Below are 20,821 nucleotides of genomic sequence, written 5' to 3'. Positions count from 1 at the left end.
TCACATGGATTGCGCGCACCGGAAGCCGGTGGCCTGATTGAACGTCGACGGCCCGTCATGGCTGCGCGCGGTCGCCTGCGCCGAGAGCTTGTATCCCGCCCAGGAGCTCCCGCGGTAGGAGAAGGCCTGCGCCGCGCCGGGGGCCGGCGCGCGGCACACCGGATCGACGAGGAGCGCTCCGCCCAGCTGCCAGCACGGCGCCGTGTAGGGAGCGAAGGTGTCGGCCACCCACTCGGACATGCTGCCCGCGAGGTTCCGGACGCCGAGGGCGGTCACGTCGCCCGGCGCGCCTCCGGCGACAGGCCCCCAGGGCATCGTCCCGCCGAGCGGGCGACAGCCGGCGTTCTCGAACACGCCCGCGTCGGCTTCCACGGGGTGCCGGCCCCTGCCGAGCAGCGCCGTCGCGCAGAGATCGCCGGCGTTGCCCCACGGATAGGCGGTCTCGTCGGCGAGGTTGCCGGCCGCGTACTCCCATTCGGCCTCGGTCGGGAGCCGCTTCCCCAGCGCGGAACAGACCTCCTCCGCCTGCGCGTGCGTGACGCAGTTGACCGGCAAGGCGTCGTTGTCGCGGTCGTCGGCGCCGAGGTACGTGCACGCGCCACGTCCGGACCCCGGCGCGTCGAGGTCCCGGACGCCGGGCTCGGACCGGAGCTGCCCTGTCGCCACGAGCTCCCGGACCGCGCCCACGGTCACCTCGTCCACGTCGATGGCGAAGGCGCCGAGCCGCACGAGGTGCTCGGGCTGGCTCAGCTCGTCGAAATCGACGGCGAAGCCCGGCCGGGGCGCGCCGAGCAGGAAGACCCCCCCGGGCACGCAGGCCATGCCGGCGGGCGCCGGCCCCGCGCAGGGCACCGGGGCCGCGCCCGGCCAGGAGCCGGGCCGGGGCTGGGGCTCGACGTCGGAGAGCAGCGGGAGCACCGGCTCCGGCGCGAGCGCGCCCGTCTCCGGGTCGCAGGTCGCGCCCTCCCCGGGGGCGCTCGGGACGCCGAAGCAGCGCATGGACAGGTCGAGGGCCACGCGCGTCTCGCCCTCGAGCAGCGGCGGAAGCACGGCGACCGCGTCGATCAGCGCGGCGGCGTCGGGCAGGCCGTCCGGGCCCGCCTGCTCGGCCCGGTAGAGCCGCGCGCGGACCCGCACGGCGGCGCCTTCGCCCCGCGGGACCACGCCGAAGCTGACCGGGAGGCTGTCCGGCCCGTCCACCCCGATGAGCCGCATGCACCCGGTGCAGCTCGCGTCGGTGCCCATCACCTCGAGCAGCAGGTGATCGCCGAACCGGGGCACCGGCGCGTCCGTCGAGACGCTGACGAGCCACTGGCGAGGCTCGGCTCCGCACCCGGAGAGCAGGAGCCCCGCGGCCGCGAGCGCCCCCAGGGAGCGCCGGGCCGTCACGGCGCCCCTCCCGCGTAAACGCACCGGAAGCCGTGCAGCGCGTCCAGCACATCGCCCCTCCGGAACGCAGCGCGGGTGTTCGCGGGGCCGCTGGCCCAGTCTCCCCCGCGGGCGGCGCGCGATCGGGTGGTGTCGTCGTCGCACCGGGGATCGACGAAGATCCCGGGAGCGCCCCAGCAGCCCTCTCCGTAAGGAACCAGCCTGTCGGCGCACAGCTCGCTCAGGTTCCCGCCGAGATCGAGGACGCCATCCCTGGACGCGTCGCCGAGGCCGCCGCACGCCGCCGACGGCGGATGGGCGCCGACCTCCTCCGGCCCCGTCCCGCCGGGGCACAGCGTCCCGCGCCCAGCGCTCGCCGTGCAGCACGCGGGCGACGCGTCGCCCCAGGGATAGACGCGCCCCTGGCCTCGACCTCGCGCCGCGTGCTCCCACTGCGCCTCGGTCGGCAGATCGCCGCCGCTCGCCCTGCACGCCTCGCGCGCCAGCTTCCACGAGAGGCAGTTGAGGGGGTGATCGTCGTTCGCGCCGTCCACGGCGCCGAGCCAGCGGCAGCCCGCGAGCGCGTCCCTGTCCGGATCGGGTCCGCTGGGGAGCTCGCCCGCCGCGCCGAGGAGGCCCTCGTTCAGCAGATCGCGGAAGCGGCCGACCGTGAACTCCGTTCGATCCATGAAGAAGGGGCTCACGTAGACCGGCCGCGGGGGCGCGGCGGCGGCGTCGCTCTGCTCGTCGATGGCGGCGAGCTCGGCCTGGCCGAGGAAGCCGAGCCCGCCCGGGATGCAGACGGCGTCGGCGCCCGGCGGCGCGGCCCCGCAGGGCACCTCGCGCGCGCGGGGCCACGTGCCGGCCCGCGTCGCGGGAGCTTCCGTCTCCGGGCCGACGAGGACGCCCTCGGTGGGGGCGGCCGCGCGCCGGGAGCCGTCGAGGCACGTGCGCGGCGGATCGCGCAGCGACACGGGCACGCCGAGGCAGTCGGCCGAGAGCACGAGCTCGACCGTCTCCACGCCGGACGAGGGGAGCGCGACCTCGAGCAGCCGATCGATCGCGGCCTCGGGCGGAGGATCGATGGTCGAGAACGCCCTGCCCTCGACAGCGTCCTTGCCTCTCGTCGCGACGGCGCCGCGGAACGCCCGGACGCGCAGGCGGAGCACGGCGCCGCCCGCCTCGGGCGTGGCCACCCCGAAGGAGAACGGCCAGGAGGAAGGATCCGGCAACACGAAGTTCGCCGTACAGTCGACGTCGTCGATGCAGCTCGGGCGCCACGCGTCGTCGAACCTGTCGATACGCACCGTATCGACGACCGCCTCCGGAGAGATCGACGGATCGGCGAGGAGCTGCGCGGCGACCGGGGCGTCGGTGTCCACGACGACGAGGAGCTGCGGTCGCTCTCGCCCGCCGCAGGAGCCCGAGTGCACAGCCATGCTGAGCACGGCGAGGCTCGAGAGCGCGCGCCTCGGTTCCACCACGTTCCGCCTTTCTCGTTGCCGTTCGACCGGCGCCAGGGGTAGCATCACTGTTATCATTCAGGGAAGGCGGAGCCAAGCACGATCGAAGGAAGATCCAAGTCCGAAGCACGAAGATCGATTGCCGCTCTCGCCGACCGACGAACGCCAAACGCTGCTACCGCTCGCGAGGAGATTGTATGTCGTGGGTAACCCGGCCCGTGCTCGCCGTGCTCTCTGTGTCGCTCGCGGCGGCGCTCTCCCCGGCGTGTGACGGGGGTCCCCTGCCCGCGAGCTCGGGGACGGCGTCGAGCACGGCATCGGGGACCGGCGGAGGCGCTGGCGCCGGCGGAGGCGAGGTCACCTACCGGACGAGCGCGTGCGGCGCGTGCGTCGTGGAGACAGCGTGCGTGTCTCAGGTGAACGCCTGCGCGGCCGACCCGGGCTGCGCCGCCTACCTCGACTGCCTCGACGCGTGCCCGCTCGGCCCGAGCGGGGACGCGGACGTCGCGTGCGAGAGGGCATGTCCGCCCGTCTCCGGCTCCGCTGGCCAGAGCGCGCAGCAGGCCTTCATGGACTGCCGCGCCTCGGGTCCGGGCGCGCGGTGCGCCGGCTGCGGTCAGGTCCCCGCCGCGACCGACCCGGACTTCAACCAGACGTGCCCGCCGTCGATGGAAGAGAACGTGTGTTACAAGTGCGAAGACGAGCGCTGCTGCGAGACCTACCAGGCGTGCAGAGACGACCAGGACTGCCAGGATCTCGTCGCGTGCATCAAGGCCTGTCCAGGCGGCGCGGATTACCCGCCCTGTGAGGGCCAGTGCTACCAGGATCACGCCGCCGGCTACGAGCGCTACGGTCACCGGGTCGCCTGCATGGAGCACTTCTGCTTCGACGACGACGCCTGCGGCGAGGAGCCGCTGCACCCTTGTGTCGAGTGCCAGATCCTGCACTGCGCCGACGAGATGGCGGCTTGCCATCACGATCTCCAGTGCGCGCTGCTGGAGAGCTGCCAGGTCCAGTGCGAAACCGCGGACCAGGCCTGCCTCACGGCGTGCGAGGAGACGTTCCCGACCGCGGTGGAGACGCACAACGCTCGCCTCGGCTGCGCGCTCGCGCACTGCTTGTCAGCCTGCGGTGGGACCGAATGACGGGGCCGTCGGCGAGGAGAGGCGCCATGCGGACGCGGTGGATCCTGGGTGGCCTGGTCGTGGCGGGATTGGCGCTTTGGGCCGAGGGGCGCGCGAGCGCCGAGGAGCCGAGCGGGCCCGCGGCTCCGGCGGAGGCGCCGGCGGCCGACGAGCGCACCGCGCGCGGCAGGGCGGCGTTCCTGCTCGGCGTGCAGCGGTCGAAGGACGCGCAGTGGGGCGAGGCGCTCGCCGCCTTCGAGGAGGCGGCGGCGGCGCGGGACGCGCCGATCGTCCAGTACAACATCGGCTTCTGCGAGCGCGCGCTGGGCCGCTACGTCGCGGCGCGCCGCACCTTCCGCCGCGTGCTCGCGAGCGCGGACGGCCTCGCGCCCGCGCAGCTCGACGACGCCAGGGCGTTCGTCGCCGAGCTGGACCAGCTCGTCGTCCGCGTGGCGGTGACGCTGGATCCCGCGGGGACGCCGCTGACCGTGGACGGGCGCCCCCTCCGCCTGGACGACGGCGACGGGCCCCGGGTCTTCGTCGCGCTCCCCGCGCCGGTGGGTCGCGCGGAGGCGCCGGCGGAGAAGACCTTCACGGTGGAGCTCGATCCCGGCGTCCACCTCTTCCGGGCGGCGCGGCCGGGGCGCCAGGATGCGTTCGTCCAGAAGACCTACCGGCCCGGGGAGCAGGCCACGCTCGACCTCCGGCTGGACCTGCTCCCCGCGCGGGTCGCGGTGCGCGCCGAGCCGGCGCAGGCGCTCGTCCGCGTGGACGGCCGCGAGGCCGGGCTCGCGCCCATCGACATCGAGCGGCCGCCGGGGAAGTACCGGATCGAGGTGGTGCGCGACGGCTTCGAGACGTACGCGGCGACGCTCGATCTGCACGCGGGGCAGCGGGCGGATCTGACGGCCAAGCTGGTCCCGGTGCGGCAATCGGTGCTGAAGACGTGGTGGTTCTGGACGGGCGCGGCGGCCGTGCTGGCGGGCGGCGCGGCGCTGACGTACGCGCTGACGCGACCGCCGCCGCCCTACGACGGGGGGAGCCTGAACTGGGTCGCGGAGCCGACGGCGATCCGGTGGTGAAGGAGGCGGCGGTCAGGGGCGACGACGAAGGCGAAAACCGAACTAAAGATCAACGATTTTCTATACTTATCCTTCATCGCGAGCTCCCTCCAGGCCGTGCGTTCAGGCCCTGAGGGACGTCGCCCCCGCCCGGCTCACCCCACGAGCCGCCTCCCCAGGAGCCGCGCCGCCAGCTTCCGCAGCCAGTCGGCCCGCCGCGGGTCGGGCGGCGCGAGCCGCCCCGTGCGCGCGGCCTCCACGATCGCGGCCGTCTCGGGCGTCGGGTCGGCGCACGCCTCCAGCACCCGGAAGACCGTCGCGTCCTCGTGCCCGACGCCCGCCTCCGCCACCCACGCGTCCACCGACGCCGCGAACGCAGGATCGCCGGGGAACGGCTGCTCGACCTCGTTGCTCGGGCCGAGCCCGTTGATCCCGGCGATCACGAGGTCCTTGCGCTCCTTGTAGGTCAGCCCCGCGAGCTCCTCGGGCAGCAGCGGGCGGCCGATCCAGATGTCCTGCACGCCCATGCCCAGCGGGAACTCGAGCCGCTTCTCGAGCGGCTCCGGCGGCAGCGCGCCGGCGAAGCGCACCGGCACCACCGGGACGCCCACCGCGAGCGCCATGTCGATGAACGAGCCGCTCATCTTGCGCACCGGCGTGCGGCACTCGAGCGACCTCGTGCCCTCGACGTGCACCATCACCCCCTTGCCCGACCCCTGCATCTCCGCCCCGAGCTCCGCGATGATGCCCCCGAGCGACGCCTTGTCCTCGCGATCGAAGTACGTGATCACCTTCGGATCGCGCGCGCCCGGGTACGCGAAGCAGTGCGCGAGCATCGTGCCGAGCCACGTGGTCCGGTGCTCCGCCTTGGCCAGCGTGACCGTGGAGACCTCCGTGAGCCCGGAGACGGCGATGCCGAACAAGAGCGACTCGACGCCGACCTGGTGGTTGCCGAGGTAGAGCAGGCTCCGGCCCTTCACCGCGCGGAACGCGGCGGGATCGGCGACGTGCACCCGGCGGATGAACCGCTCGATGAGGCCGAAATACAGGTCCTCCGCGGGCCACCGGCCGAGGCCCATGGCCGCGCCCCAGTAGCGGCGCACCGGCGCGATGTCGATCGCCGGCGGGCCCGCGTCGCGGACCACGACCTCGGAGCCCTCGCGCGCCACCGCGAACGGCCAGCGCGTCAGCGGCTGCGCCGAGGAGACCCCGGCGAGCGAGACCGTCGACGGGTGCACGCCGGCGCGCCGCGCGACGTGATCCTTCACGGCCACCGCCTCGACGAGATCGCCCGACGCGGCGTACAGGTGCGCCACCGTGCCCGGCATCCAGTCCATCGTGCGCACGTCGGCCGGGCTGCACCGCGCCTCGCCCGACGCCGCGTCGAGGCGCGAGACGCCGAGGTCGACCGGGGCGCGGTCGCGCAGGAACGCCCGGCGGATCCCGGGCGGCGCGCCGCCCACCGACCCCTGCGGGAGCAGCACCTCGACGAGGCGGAGCTCCAGCCAGACGCGCTCGCCGGCGGCCTCCGCCCCGGCGCCGGCGCCCGCGATGGCCTGCACCCGGAACGAGACGAAGCGATCCTCGCGGCCCTCGTAGCGCACCTCGACGCGCACCGGCGCCTCGGGGATCGGCCCGTACAGGCGCAGCGACGGGATGCGCGACGGGAACGCGATGTGCGCGGGCGGGCTCGCCGGATCCCACAGGAACAGCCGGTCGTGCGGGATGGTGTGGGTCAGCGCGTCGAGCATGCCCTGGTGCAGCGCCCCGGGAGGCACCGAGCCCTTGCCGGGATCGAGCACCGCCGAGGAGCCGCGCGCGCCGAGCCGGAGCGAGGTCAGGTACTGGAACGCGGGGCCGTGGAACAGCGTGCCCGCGGCGTAGGGGTCGTCGGCCTCGGGCGCGTCGAGCGCCGGCTCCGGCGCGGGGGCGGGCGGGTACGCGCCGGCCACCCGCACGCGGCCGGTGCACACGGGCTCGAACCGCGAGAGCGCCGGGTTCGAGGCCTCGCGCCACGCGAGGAGCCGCACGTCGAGGACATCGCCGGTCCCGGTGGCCTCGGCCTTGATGCGCACCGGCCCCGGCACGGGCAGCCAGCGCAGCACCACCACGTCCTCCACGGCGACGACCACGCTCCCCGGGCGCGCCAGCAAGGCGGCGCCGGCCAACCGGTCGACCATGCTCATCCCCGGGAGCGCCGGGACCGTCCAGGTGGGGCAGTGGTCCGCCACCCAGCCGGCCGGATCCAGCACCTCCTCGGCGCCCTCGCCCTCCGGCGGCGCGGCGCGCCCCGCGGTCGGCTCCTTCGGGCGAGGCCCCTGGCTCCGGAGCACGGCGCCCGGGAGCGAGGCGAGGTGGCGCGCGTCGCCGCGCGGGTCGAAGCCGACGTCGCGCCGCGGGCGGGGCGGCGGAGCGCCGTCGACGATGCGCACGCCGAGCGTGGCGCCGTAGATGCGGAGGCCGTCCACCCAGAGGTAGGACTCGGCGACGACGTAGGGCCCGCGATCGTCGCGGCCGACCTCGAGGATGTCGGTCTCGACCGTCACCCGCCGGCTGCTCGGCAGCACCTGGCCGCGGTAGCGCCAGGCGTGCTCGTGCCCCGTCATCACCGGCTCGAACCGCGGGTCGCGGAGGCCCGCGTGGAGGTCGTGGTGCAGCATCCAGAACTGGATCGTCTGCAGCATCGCCTCGATGCCGAGCGAGCCGGGCTGCACCGGATCGCCCAGGAAATGGGCCTTGAAGAACCACTCCGACGGCTGGACGTCCCGCCGCGCGCGCAGCCGGCCGAGCCCCTTCTGACCGCCGCCCTGCCACAGGCCGTCGATCCGGTCGATCATCAGCAGCGACGGCCGCGCGAGCCCGAGCTTGCCCCCGCAGTACCGTTCGGGGCGCGCGCGGAGATCGACCTCGAAATCGGACGGCGCCTCCAGCGCGGCGACCTCCTCGGGCTTCGGCGGGATGCCGACCTGCGTCGCGAGCGCGGCCTTCGGGAAGAAGCCGAACACCGTCTCGAGGTCGTACACCCGCGTGGCGCCGACGCTGCACTCGACCCGGAACGACAGGATGATCATGCCGCCCGACCGCGAGATGTTCGTGAGCTGCGACGTCGTGCGCAGCGCGCCCGCGTCCGGCAGGACCTCGGCGCGCAGCGCGCCCTTGCCGTCGAGGTTGCGGAAGTACAGCGCGCCCTCGCTCGAGAGCGCGCAGCCGGCGTAGCTCGCGAGCCAGCCGCACGTCTGGAGCGCGGCCTCGAGCACCACCGCGAACGGCATGGTGAGGCTCGCGTTCTCGTCGAAGTACCAGGCGTCCGCCGGGACGTCGTACTCCACCTCGACCTTCGCGCCGGCCTTCATCGCCGCCATGGGGCTCGAGACCGAGAGGACCCGGCTCATGAAGTGGTACGGCGGCCCCGGGAGCCGCGCGACGTGCCGGCCCTCGTCGAACCTGCGGTAGAGCGGGCCGAACGCGTCCGACGGCCTGCCCCAGGCGCACGAGAGCAGGCTCTTGTAGTCGAACGGGAAGCCGCCGGCGTCCGCGTCGGCGCCGCCTGGGGGCGGCGCGCCGAGCTCGGCCCCGGGGACCCGCGCGACCGGCTTCGGCTCGACGTGGCCGTCGAGCAGCTCGGGGAAGCTCGAGAGCGGCCAGTCCGGGCGGAGGCGCAGGCCGACGCGGCGGGCGTGGAACGCCTTGAGGCCGTCGACCGTGCACAGGAAGTCGGCGAACACGGTCGGCTGGGGGCCGTCGTGGACCTCCTCGACGAAGACCTCGTACGTGAGCAGCCGGCTCTGCGGGACCACCTGGCCGCGGCAGCGGAGCAGGTAGGGGATCTCGGGCACGGGCTCGAAGCGGAAGCCGTCCGCGTCCACCGTGAAGCCCATGGCCGCCATGTAGAACGCGAGCGCCTGGAAGCAGCCCTCGAACATGAGCGTGCCCGGCATGCACGGGTCGTCCTTGAAGTGGCCCTCGAAGAACCAGCCGTCCTTCGTGATCGGCAGCGTGGCCCTGAGATAGCCGCGCTTCCACGGGCCGCCCGCCGGGTCGAACACGTCGACGCGATCGAAGAACTGCATGGGCGGCGCGCTGATGCGCGGCGTCCGGACGTGGGTGCTCAGGCGCTCGAAGCCGGGGCCGAACGCCGCCGCGGCGTCGCCGGCCGCGAACGCGAGGAGGTCGGCGCGGTCGAAGGCGGATTTCTGGCAGGCGATGCGCGGCGGATCGAGGCGGGCGGTCGCCGCGTGCTCGGCGGTCTCCGCGTCCCAGAGGACGCCGCCGGAGCTCGCGAGCTCCTCGTCGGTGAAGAAGCCGGCCTGGCCCTTGCGCGTCTTCAGGCGCAGCTCGCCGCCGATGCGGCAGTCGTAGTGGAAGAAGAACAGGCGGACGTCGCCGTGCTTCGCGTGCCCGTCGACGTGGATGTCGTAGACGAGCGTGTCGCCCGGGCGCGGCAGCCCGCCGTAGAAGGTGAGCTCGCAGCCGAGCAGCCGGTAGACGCGCTCGCCCTTGTTCTCGAAGTCCGCGCCGAGCCAGCTGATGAGCAAGAGGTCGGCCTGGCCGCTCTCGATCATGATGCCGGCCGGCATCGCGCCGTCGTGCAGGTACCAGGAGTCCCACCGCACGTCGGTCTCGGTCCACATCGTGCCGAGCTTCATCGAGCCGGGCTCGGCGTCGATCCCGGTGACCCGGTCGGCGAGCAGCAGCGGCGGCATGGGCATGCGCACCTGACGGCGGTAGCCGTCCTGCCGGGCGAAGAGCGGGCCGAAGACGTCGGAGATCCGGCCCGAGGCGAGGTGCTCGAGCTGCTCGCGGCTGAACCGGGGACCGCGCGGCGCGAGGGCAGCCGCCGCGGGGAGGTCCGGCGCGGCGGCGGGGCGCGGTGGAGGCGGCGGCGCGGCGGCGGAGGGGCGCGGCGGAGGCGGCGGCGGCGCGGCGGCGGCGGGGCGCGGCGGAGGCGGCGGCGCCGCGGCGGAGGGGCGCGGCGGAGGCGGCGGCGCCGCGGCGGAGGGGCGCGGCGGAGGCGGCGGCGCCGCGGCGGGGCGCGGCGGAGGCGGCGGCGCCGCGGCGGGGCGCGGCGACTCGGCGCGGGGCGGGCGCGGCGGCTCGGCGGGGCGCGGCGGCTCGGCGCGGATCAGGCGCGGCGCCTCGACCGGCCGCGGCGACTCGGCGCGGACCGGCGCGACGGGGACGACCTGCGCCGAAGGCGCCGCGTGCACCGCCGCAGCCGCGCCCGACGACGCGTCGACGAGCGCGTCCAGCGCGCGCTGCCGCATCTGCAGGAACCGGCGGTGGACCTGGGCTTGCTGCTCCGCCCACGCCCTGTGGATCTGCGCCATCTGCACGGTGAACGCCGCGGCGCCGGCGATCACGTCGCCCGGGATGCCCACGGCCGCCGTCTCGACGAACGCCGGCGCGACCTGCAGCGGCTCGACCGCGATGTCCACGGCCGCGGCCTCGACGAACGCCGGCGCGACCTGCAGCGGCTCGACCGCGATGCCCGCCGCCGCGGCCTCGACGAGCGCCGGCGCCATCGGCGGCGGCTCGTCCCAGGACGGCGGCGAGGCCGCGTCGGCGGCAGAGAACCCCGTGGGCCCGGGGTACAGCGGCGGCAGGTCGTCGAGGGCGGACGGCAGAGGCGGCGCAGGTTCCATGGAGTCTCCAGCGGATGAGCGGGGGGCCGCGCCGGGCATGACGATCGCCGGCGGGTGGGCGGGGAGCGTGAGCGCCGGCCCCCCGGAAGGTCGCGGCGGCGGGAGCGGCGCGGCCGGACCGCCGGCCCCGATGCGGACCGACAGCGAGCCCCCGCCGAGGCCGGCGCAGCGGACCTCGGCGACGCGGACGTCGTCGGACCACGGCGCTCCGTCGGGCTTGCGGCCATGACGGCAGGCGAGCACCGCGGCGGCGACGTGCAGCAGGCCGGAGGCGGCGTGCGCATGGCCGAACCGCGGCGCGAGATCCGTGGCCGACAGCACGAGCCCCGGCTCGGCCGGCTCGTCCACGACCACGGCCAGGACCGGGTGCCGCTCCCGGACGGCGTCGTCGAGCCGCTCGAGGACGAGCACGACCGCGGCGTCGCCTGGAGGCAGGTGGACGCCGAGCGCCTCGAGCGCGGCCGCGTGGGCGGGCTCGCACGAAAGGTCCACGGCGCCGACGATCGCCGCGTCCACGGCGCCCGCGCGCAGGGCGCGGGACGCGACCCGCAGCGCCCAGGGCCCGGAGAGCTCCTCGGCCGCGACCGTGAACGACGGCCCGCCGACGTCAAGGTGGCTGTTCAGCCGGTTCGCCGGGATGTTGGGCATGTTCCCGACGACGCCCGCCGCCCGGAGGGGCGCGATGATCGCGTCCTTGAGCGCGTCGACGTCGACCGACGGGCCGAGCCGCGCCGGCGCCGACTCGGCGAGCCGCCAGCGCGCCATGTACCGGCACACCTCGGTGTCGGCGCCCATGCCGATGAGCACGGCGGTGCGATCGCGCGGCAGCGCGAGCCCCTCGGTGGCCTCGATCGCCGCCTCGAGCAGCAGCGTCTGCTGGGCGAGCGCCTGCTCCAGATCGCGCGGCGGGAACCGGAGGCGATCCGCGGGCAGCGCCACGGTCGCGCGGCGGGGATCCGCGCCGCCGCCCGAGAGGAGCGGCTCGGCGAACGCCCGTACGCCGCTGAGCTCGCCGACGCACAGGCCCATCGCCACCACGGCCAGGTGGCCCGCCGGCGCGGGGCGCGCCGCCGTGGCGGGCGGCGCGGCGAGCGCGGCGCGGCCCCTCGGCGCGGCGGGCTCGTACGCCTCCACGAGCAGGTGGGCGTTGTTCCCGCCGAACCCGAACGCCGAGAGGCCGGCGAGCCGCCGGCCCTCCCAGGGCTCGGCCCGCTGGAGCACCCGGAACGGGCTCGCGGCCACCGCGTCGCTCAGCGGATCGGCGTGCAGCGTGGGCGGGCGGATCCCCGCCGCCATGGCGCCGAGCAGCTTGAGGAGCCCGGCCGCGCCGGCCGTCGTGACGAGGTGGCCGAGGTTCGACTTGAGCGAGCCGAGCGGGACCTCGCGGCGGCCGAACACCTCGGTGAGGGTCGCGATCTCGGTCGCGTCGCCGAGGGGCGTGCCCGTCGCGTGGCACTCGAGGAGCGAGACCTCGCCGGGATCGAGGCCGGCCATGGCGTACGCGGCCCGCATCGCGCGCAGCTGGCCCTCGACCGCCGGCGCGAGCAGGCCGCGGCCGCGGCCGTCGTTCGACAGGCCGATCCCGCGGATCACGCCGAGGATGGGCCTGCGCGCGGCCTCCGCGTCGGCCAGGCGCTCGAGGACCACGAACGCCGCGCCCTCGGCCGGGACCAGGCCGTCGGCCGCCGACGAGAACGGGCGGCTGCGCCCGGTGCGGCTCAGGGCCGACAGCGCGCAGAACCCGATGTGCATGAAGAGGTCGTCCGACCGGCACACCGCGCCGGCGAGCATCCGGTCGACCTCGCGGTCCTGCAGGCGCTCGCAGGCGAGCGCGATCGCGTAGAGCGACGACGCGCACGCGGCGTCGAGCGCGAACGCCCCGGCCCCGAGGCCGAGCGCGTCGGCGAGCAGGTGGGCGGGCAGCCCCGACATGAACCGGTTGCGCGGATCGGGCCGCGCGACGCCGGCGAGCTCGCCGAGCCACGTCGCCTCGGCCCACGCCGACATCGCCGACGAGGGGAACGAGAGGTTCCCGAGCACCGCGCCCGCGCGGTCGGATCGGCCCTCGTGGCCGGCCTCGCGCAGCGCCTCGCGGCCCGCGTAGAGCACCCACTGGAAGAGCGGGTCGAGCGCGAGCAGCGACTCGGGCGGACCGCTCCTCCGCGGGAACGGGTCCCGGGCGAGCACGCGGCGGAAGTGCTCGTCGAACCCGGCGACGTAGCCGCCGCGGTCGCTCCACGCGCGGTCCTTCGCGTCGCGCACGTCGCGCGCGCCGCGCCCGTCGCCCTGGCCGGAGGCGAGCGCGCGCTCGCGCGACAGGCGCCAGCGGCCGTCGGGGGCCGCGGACAGGAGGTCCCTGCCCGCGAGCACGTTGTCCCAGAGGGCCGCGGGGTGGAGCGCGCCCGGCAGGACGCACCCGCGGCCGACGATGGCGATGGGCTCGAACACGCTGGCCACGATCACGCCTGCCCGCGCGCCGTGTCGGGGCGGAGGACGTACTGCACGTCGCGCAGCTCGGCGACCATCGCGCCCGTCTGGTCGACGAACGCGATGTCCGCCTTCGTGCGGTCGCGGGCCACGATCTGCCCGCGCACCACCGCGCGCAGCGGGCCGTCGGACGGCCCCTCGGCGAAGGTGTGCAGCGCGCCCACGGACATCGGGAGCGCCGCGCCGCCGAGCACGTGCTGCGTCCACAGCGTCGCGAGCTGCAGCCCGCCGTCGAGCGCCGCCGGGTCGGTCTTCCACGGCTGCGCCACCCAGCCGGCCTCGCGCAGGCCGATGACCGTCCCCGCGATCCCGTCGCGGCTCACGCCGTCGAGCTGCCGGATCACCTGGAAGTCGCGGCCGTGGAACAGCGTGCGGCCGTCGTACAGGTCGCCGCCGGAGGGCCACGGGCCGAGCGACGGCAGGGCCGGGCCCCTCGGGGCCGCGCGCCCCTCGGGCTGCGCCATCTCGATGGTCGCCGCGTAGTGCAGCGCCCCCTGGGGCCCGCGCAGCTCGGCCGCGAGCACCGCGCCGTGGCCGTTGCTCACCTCGCGGCAGTCCACGCGGAACACCTCGCCGCCCGACTCGTACGCCGCGAGCTTGATCCCGCGCAGCACCCGCACGTCGCGCAGCTCGGTCACGACGAGATCCGGCCGGCAGGCCCGCGCGGCGCGGGCGAACCACTCGAGGGCGATCACCACCGGCACCACGGGGACGCCGTTGATGGCGTGATCGCCGAGGTAGGGGTGCGTCGCGCGGTCGGCGCGGACGGCCAGCGCGACCCGCCGGCCGTGGCCCTGGGCCGCGAGCGTCGTCGGCTCCGCGCCGAGCACGAGCTCGACCGCGCCGGGCGCGGCGGAGCCCGCGCCGCGGTCGCCCGAGCCGTCGCAGAGCTCGTCGAGCAGCATCCTCGCGCCCACGTCGAGCGGGATGAGCGGCACGCCGAGCTGCGCGAAGTGCGCCTCGAGCGCCGCGTTCACCATGCCGCCCTGCCAGGGCCCCCAGCCGAGCGACCTCACGCGGCAGCCCGGGCGACGCGCGGCCTCGGCCGCGGCGACCTTGTTCAGGACCTCGTTCGCCATCGCGTAGTCGCACTGCCCCTTGTTGCCGCTGCGCGCCGCGATGGAGCTGAAGAGGACGATCGCCTTGAGCGGGTCGCCCTCGGTCGCGCCGAGCAGGGCCCGCAGGCCGTCGACCTTCGTGCGGAACACGCGCTCGAGCTGCTCGACCGTCTTCTCCGCGATGAGCTTGTCGGCGAGCACGCCCGCGCCGTGGACGATCGCGGTGACGGGGCCGAGGGCGCCGCGCACCTGGTCGAGCGCCGCGGCCACGGCGCGCGCGTCGTTCACGTCGACCGGCACGTAGACGGCCTCGCCGCCGGCCGCGCGGATCGCGTCGAGCGTCGCGCGGACCTCGCGGCTCGCGAGGATCTTCGCGACCTGGCGGCCGATCTCCGCCGGCGTCGCCTTGTGGCCCGCGGAGGCCGCGGCCTTGACGAGCGCCGCCTTGAGCGCGGCCTCGCCACCGACGCCGCGGCACACGGCCGGGTCGTCCTCGAGCGCGGAGCGGCCGAGCAGCGCGAACCTCGCGCGGCTGGCCTTCGCGAGCGCGATCAGCGTCGCCGCGGTCACGCCGCGGGCGCCGCCGCTCGCCACGACAACGTCGGACGGCCCGAGGGGGAGCGGCCCGGGCTGCGCGTCCTGCCGGACGCTGCGCAGCGTGGTGCGCCGGCCGTCGGCGCGCAGGCCGATCTCGAGCTCGACGCCGCCGGACAGGAGCTCCGCGGCGACGGCCTCGGCGAGCTCGGCGGCGGGCCGGCCGCTCCGCTCGAGGTCGATCGCGCGGCACGACGCCTCGGCCCACTCCAGGGCCGCGGTCTTCACGAGGCCCGGCAGCCCGCCCACCCAGGCGCGGTCCGAGCCGGCGAGGCCGAAGTCGCCGCCCGTGTCCTGGACCGTGACGAACAGGGCCGGCTGCGCCGCGATCGCCTGGGCCGCGAGGAACGCCTCGCGGTGGACGGCGAGCGCCTCGTCGGCCGTGGCGGCGTCGCGCAGGCCGCCGAGGAACACGGCGCCGCGGGCCCCGCGGGGCACGGCGGCGGCGTACTCGGCGGCGATCCCGCGCGCCGCGAGGGCGGCGGCGAGCGCGGGGCCGACCGCGTCGTCGCCGGTGACCACCACGGTGCCGGCGTCGAAGAGGCCGGGCATCGCCATGCCGGCGGCGGGCGCCGGCACCTCGACGAGCGTCCACCGGCCGAGGTGCGCGGCGGCGGGGTCCTCGGCGGGCTTCGCCGGGGCGTCGCCGGCGGCGGCGGGGCCGAGGCGCGCGCGGAGGTGGTCGACCACCTGCCCGAGCGTGCGCAGCTGCGCCAGCGCCGAGGCGTCCACCTCCGACAGCCCGGGCGTCCGGTCCCGCACCGCCGACAGGATCTCCACCCGCTTGATGCTGTCGATCCCGAGATCGCTCTCCAGCTCCATCTGCAGCCCGAGCATCTCGGCCGGGTAGCCCGTCGTCTCGGCCACCACCGCCATCACCACCCGCTCGACCTCGGCCGCACCGGGCGTCGCGGCGGAAGCGCTGGCCGGCGCGGGGGCGGGCAGCGAGGCGCGGAGGTGGTCGACCACCTGCCCGAGCGTGCGCAGCTGCGCCAGCGCCGAGGCGTCCACCTCCGACAGCCCGGGCGTCCGGTCCCGCACCGCCGACAGGATCTCCACCCGCTTGATGCTGTCGATCCCGAGGTCGCTCTCCAGCTCCATCTGCAATCCGAGCATCTCGGCCGGGTAGCCCGTCGTCTCGGCCACCACCGCCATCACCACCCGCTCGACGTCGGCTGCCGCGGGCGCCGCCGCCGCGGGAGCGGCGGCCGGCGTGGCCGGAGCGGCCGCAGCGGGCGCCGTCGCGGCGGAGGGGGCGGCAGCCGGCCTGACGGCGGCCGCCGGCGCGGCGGCCGGCAGCGAGGCGCGGAGGTGATCGACCACCTGCCCGAGCGTGCGCAGCTGCGCCAGCGCCGAGGCGTCCACCTCCGACAGCCCGGGCGTCCGGTCCCGCACCGCCGACAGGATCTCCACCCGCTTGATGCTGTCGATCCCGAGGTCGCTCTCCAGCTCCATCTGCAATCCGAGCATCTCGGCCGGGTAGCCCGTCGTCTCGGCCACCACCGCCATCACCACCCGCTCGACGTCGGCTGCCGCGGGCGCCGCCGCCGCGGCCGGAGCGGCGGCCGGCATGGCTGCAGCAGGCGCCGTCGCGGCGGAGGGTCCGGCAGCCGGCCTGACGGCGGCCGCCGGCGCGGCGGCCGGCAGCGAGGCGCGGAGGTGATCGACCACCTGCCCGAGCGTGCGCAGCTGCGCCAGCGCCGAGGCGTCCACCTCCGACAGCCCGGGCGTCCGGTCCCGCACCGCCGACAGGATCTCCACCCGCTTGATGCTGTCGATCCCGAGATCGCTCTCCAGCTCCATCTGAAGCCCGAGCATCTCGGCCGGGTAGCCCGTCGTCTCGGCCACCACCGCCATCACCACCCGCTCGACCTCCGCGGATGCGGCGGACGCCGCCGCGGCTGCGCCCGCCGGCGCGGCTGCTGCGGGCGCCGCTGCGGCGGCGGGGGCGGCGATGGCCGGCCTTGCGCCGGCCGCCGGCGCGGCGGCGGGCATCGAGGCGCGGAGGTGGTCGACCACCTGCCCGAGCGTGCGCAGCTGCGCCAGCGCCGAGGCGTCCACCTCCGACAGCCCGGGCGTCCGATCCCGGACCGAGGAGAGGATCTCCACCCGCTTGATGCTGTCGATCCCGAGATCGCTCTCCAGCTCCATCTGCATTCCGAGCATGGAGACGGGGTATCCGGTCTTGTCCGCGACCACCTCGAGGACCATCCGCTCGAGATCGACCCCCGGCGCGGCGGCGCCCGCCGCCTGCGTTGCCGCGGCGGGCGAAGGCGGCGCGACCGCCGGCTTCGCTGCCGCGACGGGCGCCGCAGCCGCCGGCGCCGCGGCCTTCGCTGCCGCGATGGGCGCCGCCTGCACGGGCGGCGCGGCCGCCGGCTTCGCTGCCGCGGCAGGCGCCGCAGCCACCGGCGCTGCGAGCGCCGCGTGATGCTCCCCGCCCGCGCCGTTCAGGCCGTCCTGGATCGCGTGGCTCCTGCCCCCGCCGATGAGCAGCGCCGGCGCCCCTGCGGGCCTCAGCGACGCCTCCGAGACCGGCCCTCGATGCACCGGCGCGAGGATCGTGGGCGCGATCCGCGCCTCGGGCGCCGCCGTGACCGGGGAAGGAGCGCCGGTCGCGAGCGCGGCGAGCCCTGCGAAGGAGGCCTCGGCCGCCTGCAGGAAGGCGATGTGGGTCTCGGCCATGGTGCGCTGGTACACGCTGTGGGCTTCCGCCGTGGCGCGTTGCGCCTCCTGGTAGGCAGCGAGCCACGACGCGCTCACGGCCGGCGACGACGCGCGCACGGCCGGCGACGACGCGCGCACCACCGGCGACGATGCGCTCACGGCCGCCGACGACGCGCTCACGGCCGCCGGCGACGCGCTCACGGCCGCCGACGATGCGCTCACGGCCCCCGACGATGCGCTCACGGTCCCCGACGATGCGCTCACGGTCCCCGACGATGCGCTCACGGCCGGCGCAGACGCGCTCACTGCCGGCGCAGACGCGCGCACGGCCGGCGCAGACGCGCTCACTGCCGGCGCAGACGCGCTCGCAACCGCCGCTGGCGCGCGCACCACCGGCGACGACGCGCTCACGGCCGGCGCCGGCGCGCGCACCACCGGCGACGCCGCGCTCGCGACCGGCGCCGCCGGCCTCGCCGCGCTCACCGCCGCCTCGAGCGCCGGCCTCGCCGCGCTCGGCTTCGGCAGCTCCTTCGCCCCGCCCTGCGGCGGGTACGGCTTGCCGTAATTGCTCCCGTTGATCGCCAGCGACAGCTTCGGCTTCGGCAGCGCCCGCGGATCGACCGGCGCCGCGACCCCGTCCCAGAGCACCCGCGCGTCGAGCGGCACCCCCGCCACGGCGAGCCGCGCCACCGCCTCGAACAGGCTCGTCACCCCGTGCTTGCCCTTGCGGTCGAGCGCCACGGCGCGGTGCGGCCGCCCGCTCAGGATGTCGCCGACCAGGTTCGTGAGCACCGAGCCCGGCCCGACCTCCACGAACGTGCGCACCCCGGCCGCGTACATCCGCTCGATCTCCTCCACGAACCGCACCGGCTCGGCCAGCTGGCGCGCCAGCCGGTCGCGCACCGCGTCGCCGCCGCCCGGGTACGGCTCGACCTCCGCGTTGCTGTACACCGGCGCCCCCGGCGCCTGCACCGCGATGCCCCCCAGGAACTCGCGGAACGGCGCGCTCGCCTCCGCCACGAGCGGCGAGTGGAACGCCGCCGCCACGTCGAGGCGCCGCGCCTGGATCCCCATGCCCGCGAGCCGCTTCTCCGCCGCCTCGATCGCCGCGACCGACCCGGACAGGACCACCTGCTTCGGGCCGTTGTGGTTCGCGACCACCACGTCCCCGAGCCCGAGCGCCCGCACCTCCTCGATCGCCCGCGGGACCGCGATCATCGCGCCCCGCTCGGACGACGCCGCGCCCATCAGCTCGCCGCGCCGCCGGGCCACGCGCAGGAGGTCCGCCGCCGACAGCGCGCCCGCCGCGTGCAGCGCCGCGATCTCGCCGAAGCTGTGGCCCGCGAACGCGTCGGCCCGCACCCCGAGCGCCCCGAGCAGCGCGAGGTGCGCGAGGCTCGTCGCGCCGATCGCGGGCTGCGCCCACCGCGTCTCGCGGAGCCGCGCGTCCTGCGCCGCGCGGTCCTCGTCCGAGAACACCGGCCGCGGGAACACCACCTCGTGCAGCGGCGCGTCCGCGATCGGGACGCTCGCCGCCGCGTCCCAGGCCTCGCGGGCCGCGTCGAACGTCATCAGCACGTCGGCGCCCATCGCGAGGTACTGGCTCCCCTGCCCCGGGAACAGGAACGCCACCTGCCCCGGCGCCTCCCCGGTCGCGTAATGCACGAGCGGCGCGGCGAGCGCCTGCTCGGGCTTCGACCCGAGGTGCGCCGCGACCTGCTCGAGCTTCTTCCGGAGATCCGCCTCGTCCGTGGCGCACAGCCCGAGCCGCGCGGGCCGCGACCCGTCGAACGAGAGCACCGACTCCCGCGCCAGGAAGCGCAGGATCTCCGGGGTCTCCGCCGCCTTCGCCGTCGCCCGGACGCGGTCCGCGAGCGCCGCCGGCGTGTCCGCCGACAGGAGGACGAGCTCCGCCGGGACCGACCGCACCCGGTGCGCCCGCGGCGCCGGGCCCGTGTACTCCTCCAGCGCCACGTGGAAGTTCGAGCCGCCGAAGCCGAACGAGCTCACCGACGCCCGCCGCGGGTGGCCCGCCGGCCGGATCCACGGCCGCGCCTCGGTGTTGAGATAGAACGCGGTCTTCTCGATCTCGAGCTTGGGGTTCGGCTTGTCGACCTTGATGGTCGGCGGCAGCACCTTGTGGTGCAGCGCCATGATCGCCTTGAACAGGCCCGCCGCGCCCGCGGCCGCCTTTGTGTGGCCGATCTGCGACTTCACGCTGCCGAGCGCGCACCACTGCCGGTCCTGCCGCCCCGACTCGTCGAACATCGCGCGCAGGCCCTCGAACTCGGCCGCGTCGCCGGCCTTGGTCCCGGTGCCGTGGGCCTCCATCAGCTCCACGGTCTCGGCGCCGTACCCGGCGGCGGCGTAGGTCCGGCGCAGCGCCTTGGCCTGCCCTTCCGGCACCGGCGCATACACGCTCTTGCTCCGCCCGTCGGACGACGACCCGATCCCGCGGATCACCGCGTACACCCGGTCTCCGTCGCGCTCGGCGTCGTCGAGCCGCTTGAGCGCCACCATCGCGATGCCCTCGCCGAGCAGCGTGCCGTCGGCCTTGTCCGAGAACGGGCGGCAGTCGCCCGACCGCGACAGGGCCGGCGTCTTGCTGAAGCACATGTACATGAAGGCGTCGTTCATCGTGTCGCAGCCGCCGGCGATCACGAGATCGGACTGGCCGAGCGCGAGCTCGTTGATCGCCATCGACATCGCCGACAGCGACGACGCGCACGCCGCGTCGGTCACGCAGTTGGTCCCGCCGAGGTCGAGCCGGTTCGCGATGCGCCCGGCCACCACGTTGCCGAGCAGGCCCGGGAAGCTCGACTCCTGCCAGGGCACGTAGCTGTTCGAGATCCGGTCGCAGGCGCGCTTCACCTCGTCCTCCGGATACCCGAGATCCCGGAGCGCGTTGGCCCACACCGGCCGCTGGATCCGGCTCACCATCGAGGCGAGGAGCTCCTGCGCCGAGGTGACGCCGAGGATCACGCTGATCCGCTCGCGGTCCATCGACTCGAACTGCCCCTGCGCCGCGTCCTCCAGCACGCGCTTCGCCACGATCAGCGCGAGCAGCTGCGTCGTGTCCGTGGCCGGAACGATCGACGGCGGGACGCCCCACTCCAGCGGATCGAACGGCACATTCTTCAGGAAGGCGCCGCGCTTCGCGTACGTCTTGTCCGGAGCGGACGGATCGGGATCGTAGTAGTCCTCGACCAGCCAGTGGGTGCTCGGAACGTCGGTGATGAGGTCGGTTCCAGCGAGGATGTCGCGCCAGAAGCCGTGAGCGTCGAGCGAGCCGGGGAAGATGGCGCTCACGCCGACGACGGCGATGGCCGGAGTACGCGGGGACGAAGGGTGCATGAC

6 protein-coding genes are annotated in these 20,821 nt (G+C 75.9%); 2 read left to right on the top strand and 4 right to left on the bottom strand.

Features of this window, described 5'->3' with window-relative positions; genetic code table 11:
• On the bottom strand, positions 1-1,389 hold the full coding sequence (locus WMF20_RS05720; protein WP_437611366.1) for a formylglycine-generating enzyme family protein: 1,389 nt from the start codon (positions 1,387-1,389) through the stop codon (positions 1-3).
• Positions 1,386-2,852: a formylglycine-generating enzyme family protein gene (locus WMF20_RS05715; protein ID WP_437611364.1), complete on the bottom strand. Its 1,467-nt coding sequence runs from the start codon at positions 2,850-2,852 to the stop codon at positions 1,386-1,388. The genes WMF20_RS05720 and WMF20_RS05715 overlap by 4 nt, the downstream gene beginning before the upstream one ends.
• Before the next feature lie 176 nt (positions 2,853-3,028).
• Here WMF20_RS05715 and WMF20_RS05710 point away from each other — a divergent pair, with 176 nt between their 5' ends.
• Both WMF20_RS05710 and WMF20_RS05705 read left to right on the top strand, forming a co-directional pair.
• On the top strand, positions 3,029-3,976 hold the full coding sequence (locus tag WMF20_RS05710; RefSeq protein ID WP_437611362.1) for a hypothetical protein: 948 nt from the start codon (positions 3,029-3,031) through the stop codon (positions 3,974-3,976).
• 26 nt (positions 3,977-4,002) lie between these two features.
• Entirely contained in the window at positions 4,003-5,037 is a 1,035-nt protein-coding gene (locus WMF20_RS05705) for a PEGA domain-containing protein (RefSeq protein ID WP_437611360.1), read from the top strand.
• A gap of 134 nt (positions 5,038-5,171) precedes the next feature.
• Here WMF20_RS05705 and WMF20_RS05700 read toward each other — a convergent pair whose 3' ends face one another.
• A complete protein-coding gene (locus tag WMF20_RS05700) occupies positions 5,172-13,115 on the bottom strand; it encodes a beta-ketoacyl synthase N-terminal-like domain-containing protein (protein WP_437611358.1) in 7,944 nt (2,647 codons plus the stop codon).
• A gap of 2 nt (positions 13,116-13,117) precedes the next feature.
• Entirely contained in the window at positions 13,118-20,818 is a 7,701-nt protein-coding gene (locus WMF20_RS05695) for an SDR family NAD(P)-dependent oxidoreductase (protein ID WP_437611356.1), read from the bottom strand.
• Positions 20,819-20,821 lie beyond the last annotated feature (3 nt).

Origin of the sequence: Sorangium sp. So ce834 (assembly GCF_051521425.1) — a bacterium.
Classification (GTDB): Bacteria; Myxococcota_A; Polyangia; order Polyangiales; family Polyangiaceae; genus Sorangium; species Sorangium cellulosum_D.
This window is presented reverse-complemented; position numbering and strand designations above follow the sequence as displayed.

What these genes read in the sequence shown, in the direction of transcription:
- WMF20_RS05710 (WP_437611362.1), top strand. Translation starts at nt 3,029, where the DNA reads ATGTCGTGGGTAACCCGGCCCGTGCTCGCCGTGCTCTCTGTGTCGCTC.
- WMF20_RS05705 (WP_437611360.1), top strand. Translation starts at nt 4,003, where the DNA reads ATGCGGACGCGGTGGATCCTGGGTGGCCTGGTCGTGGCGGGATTGGCG.
- WMF20_RS05695 (WP_437611356.1), bottom strand. Translation starts at nt 20,818, where the DNA reads ATGCACCCTTCGTCCCCGCGTACTCCGGCCATCGCCGTCGTCGGCGTG.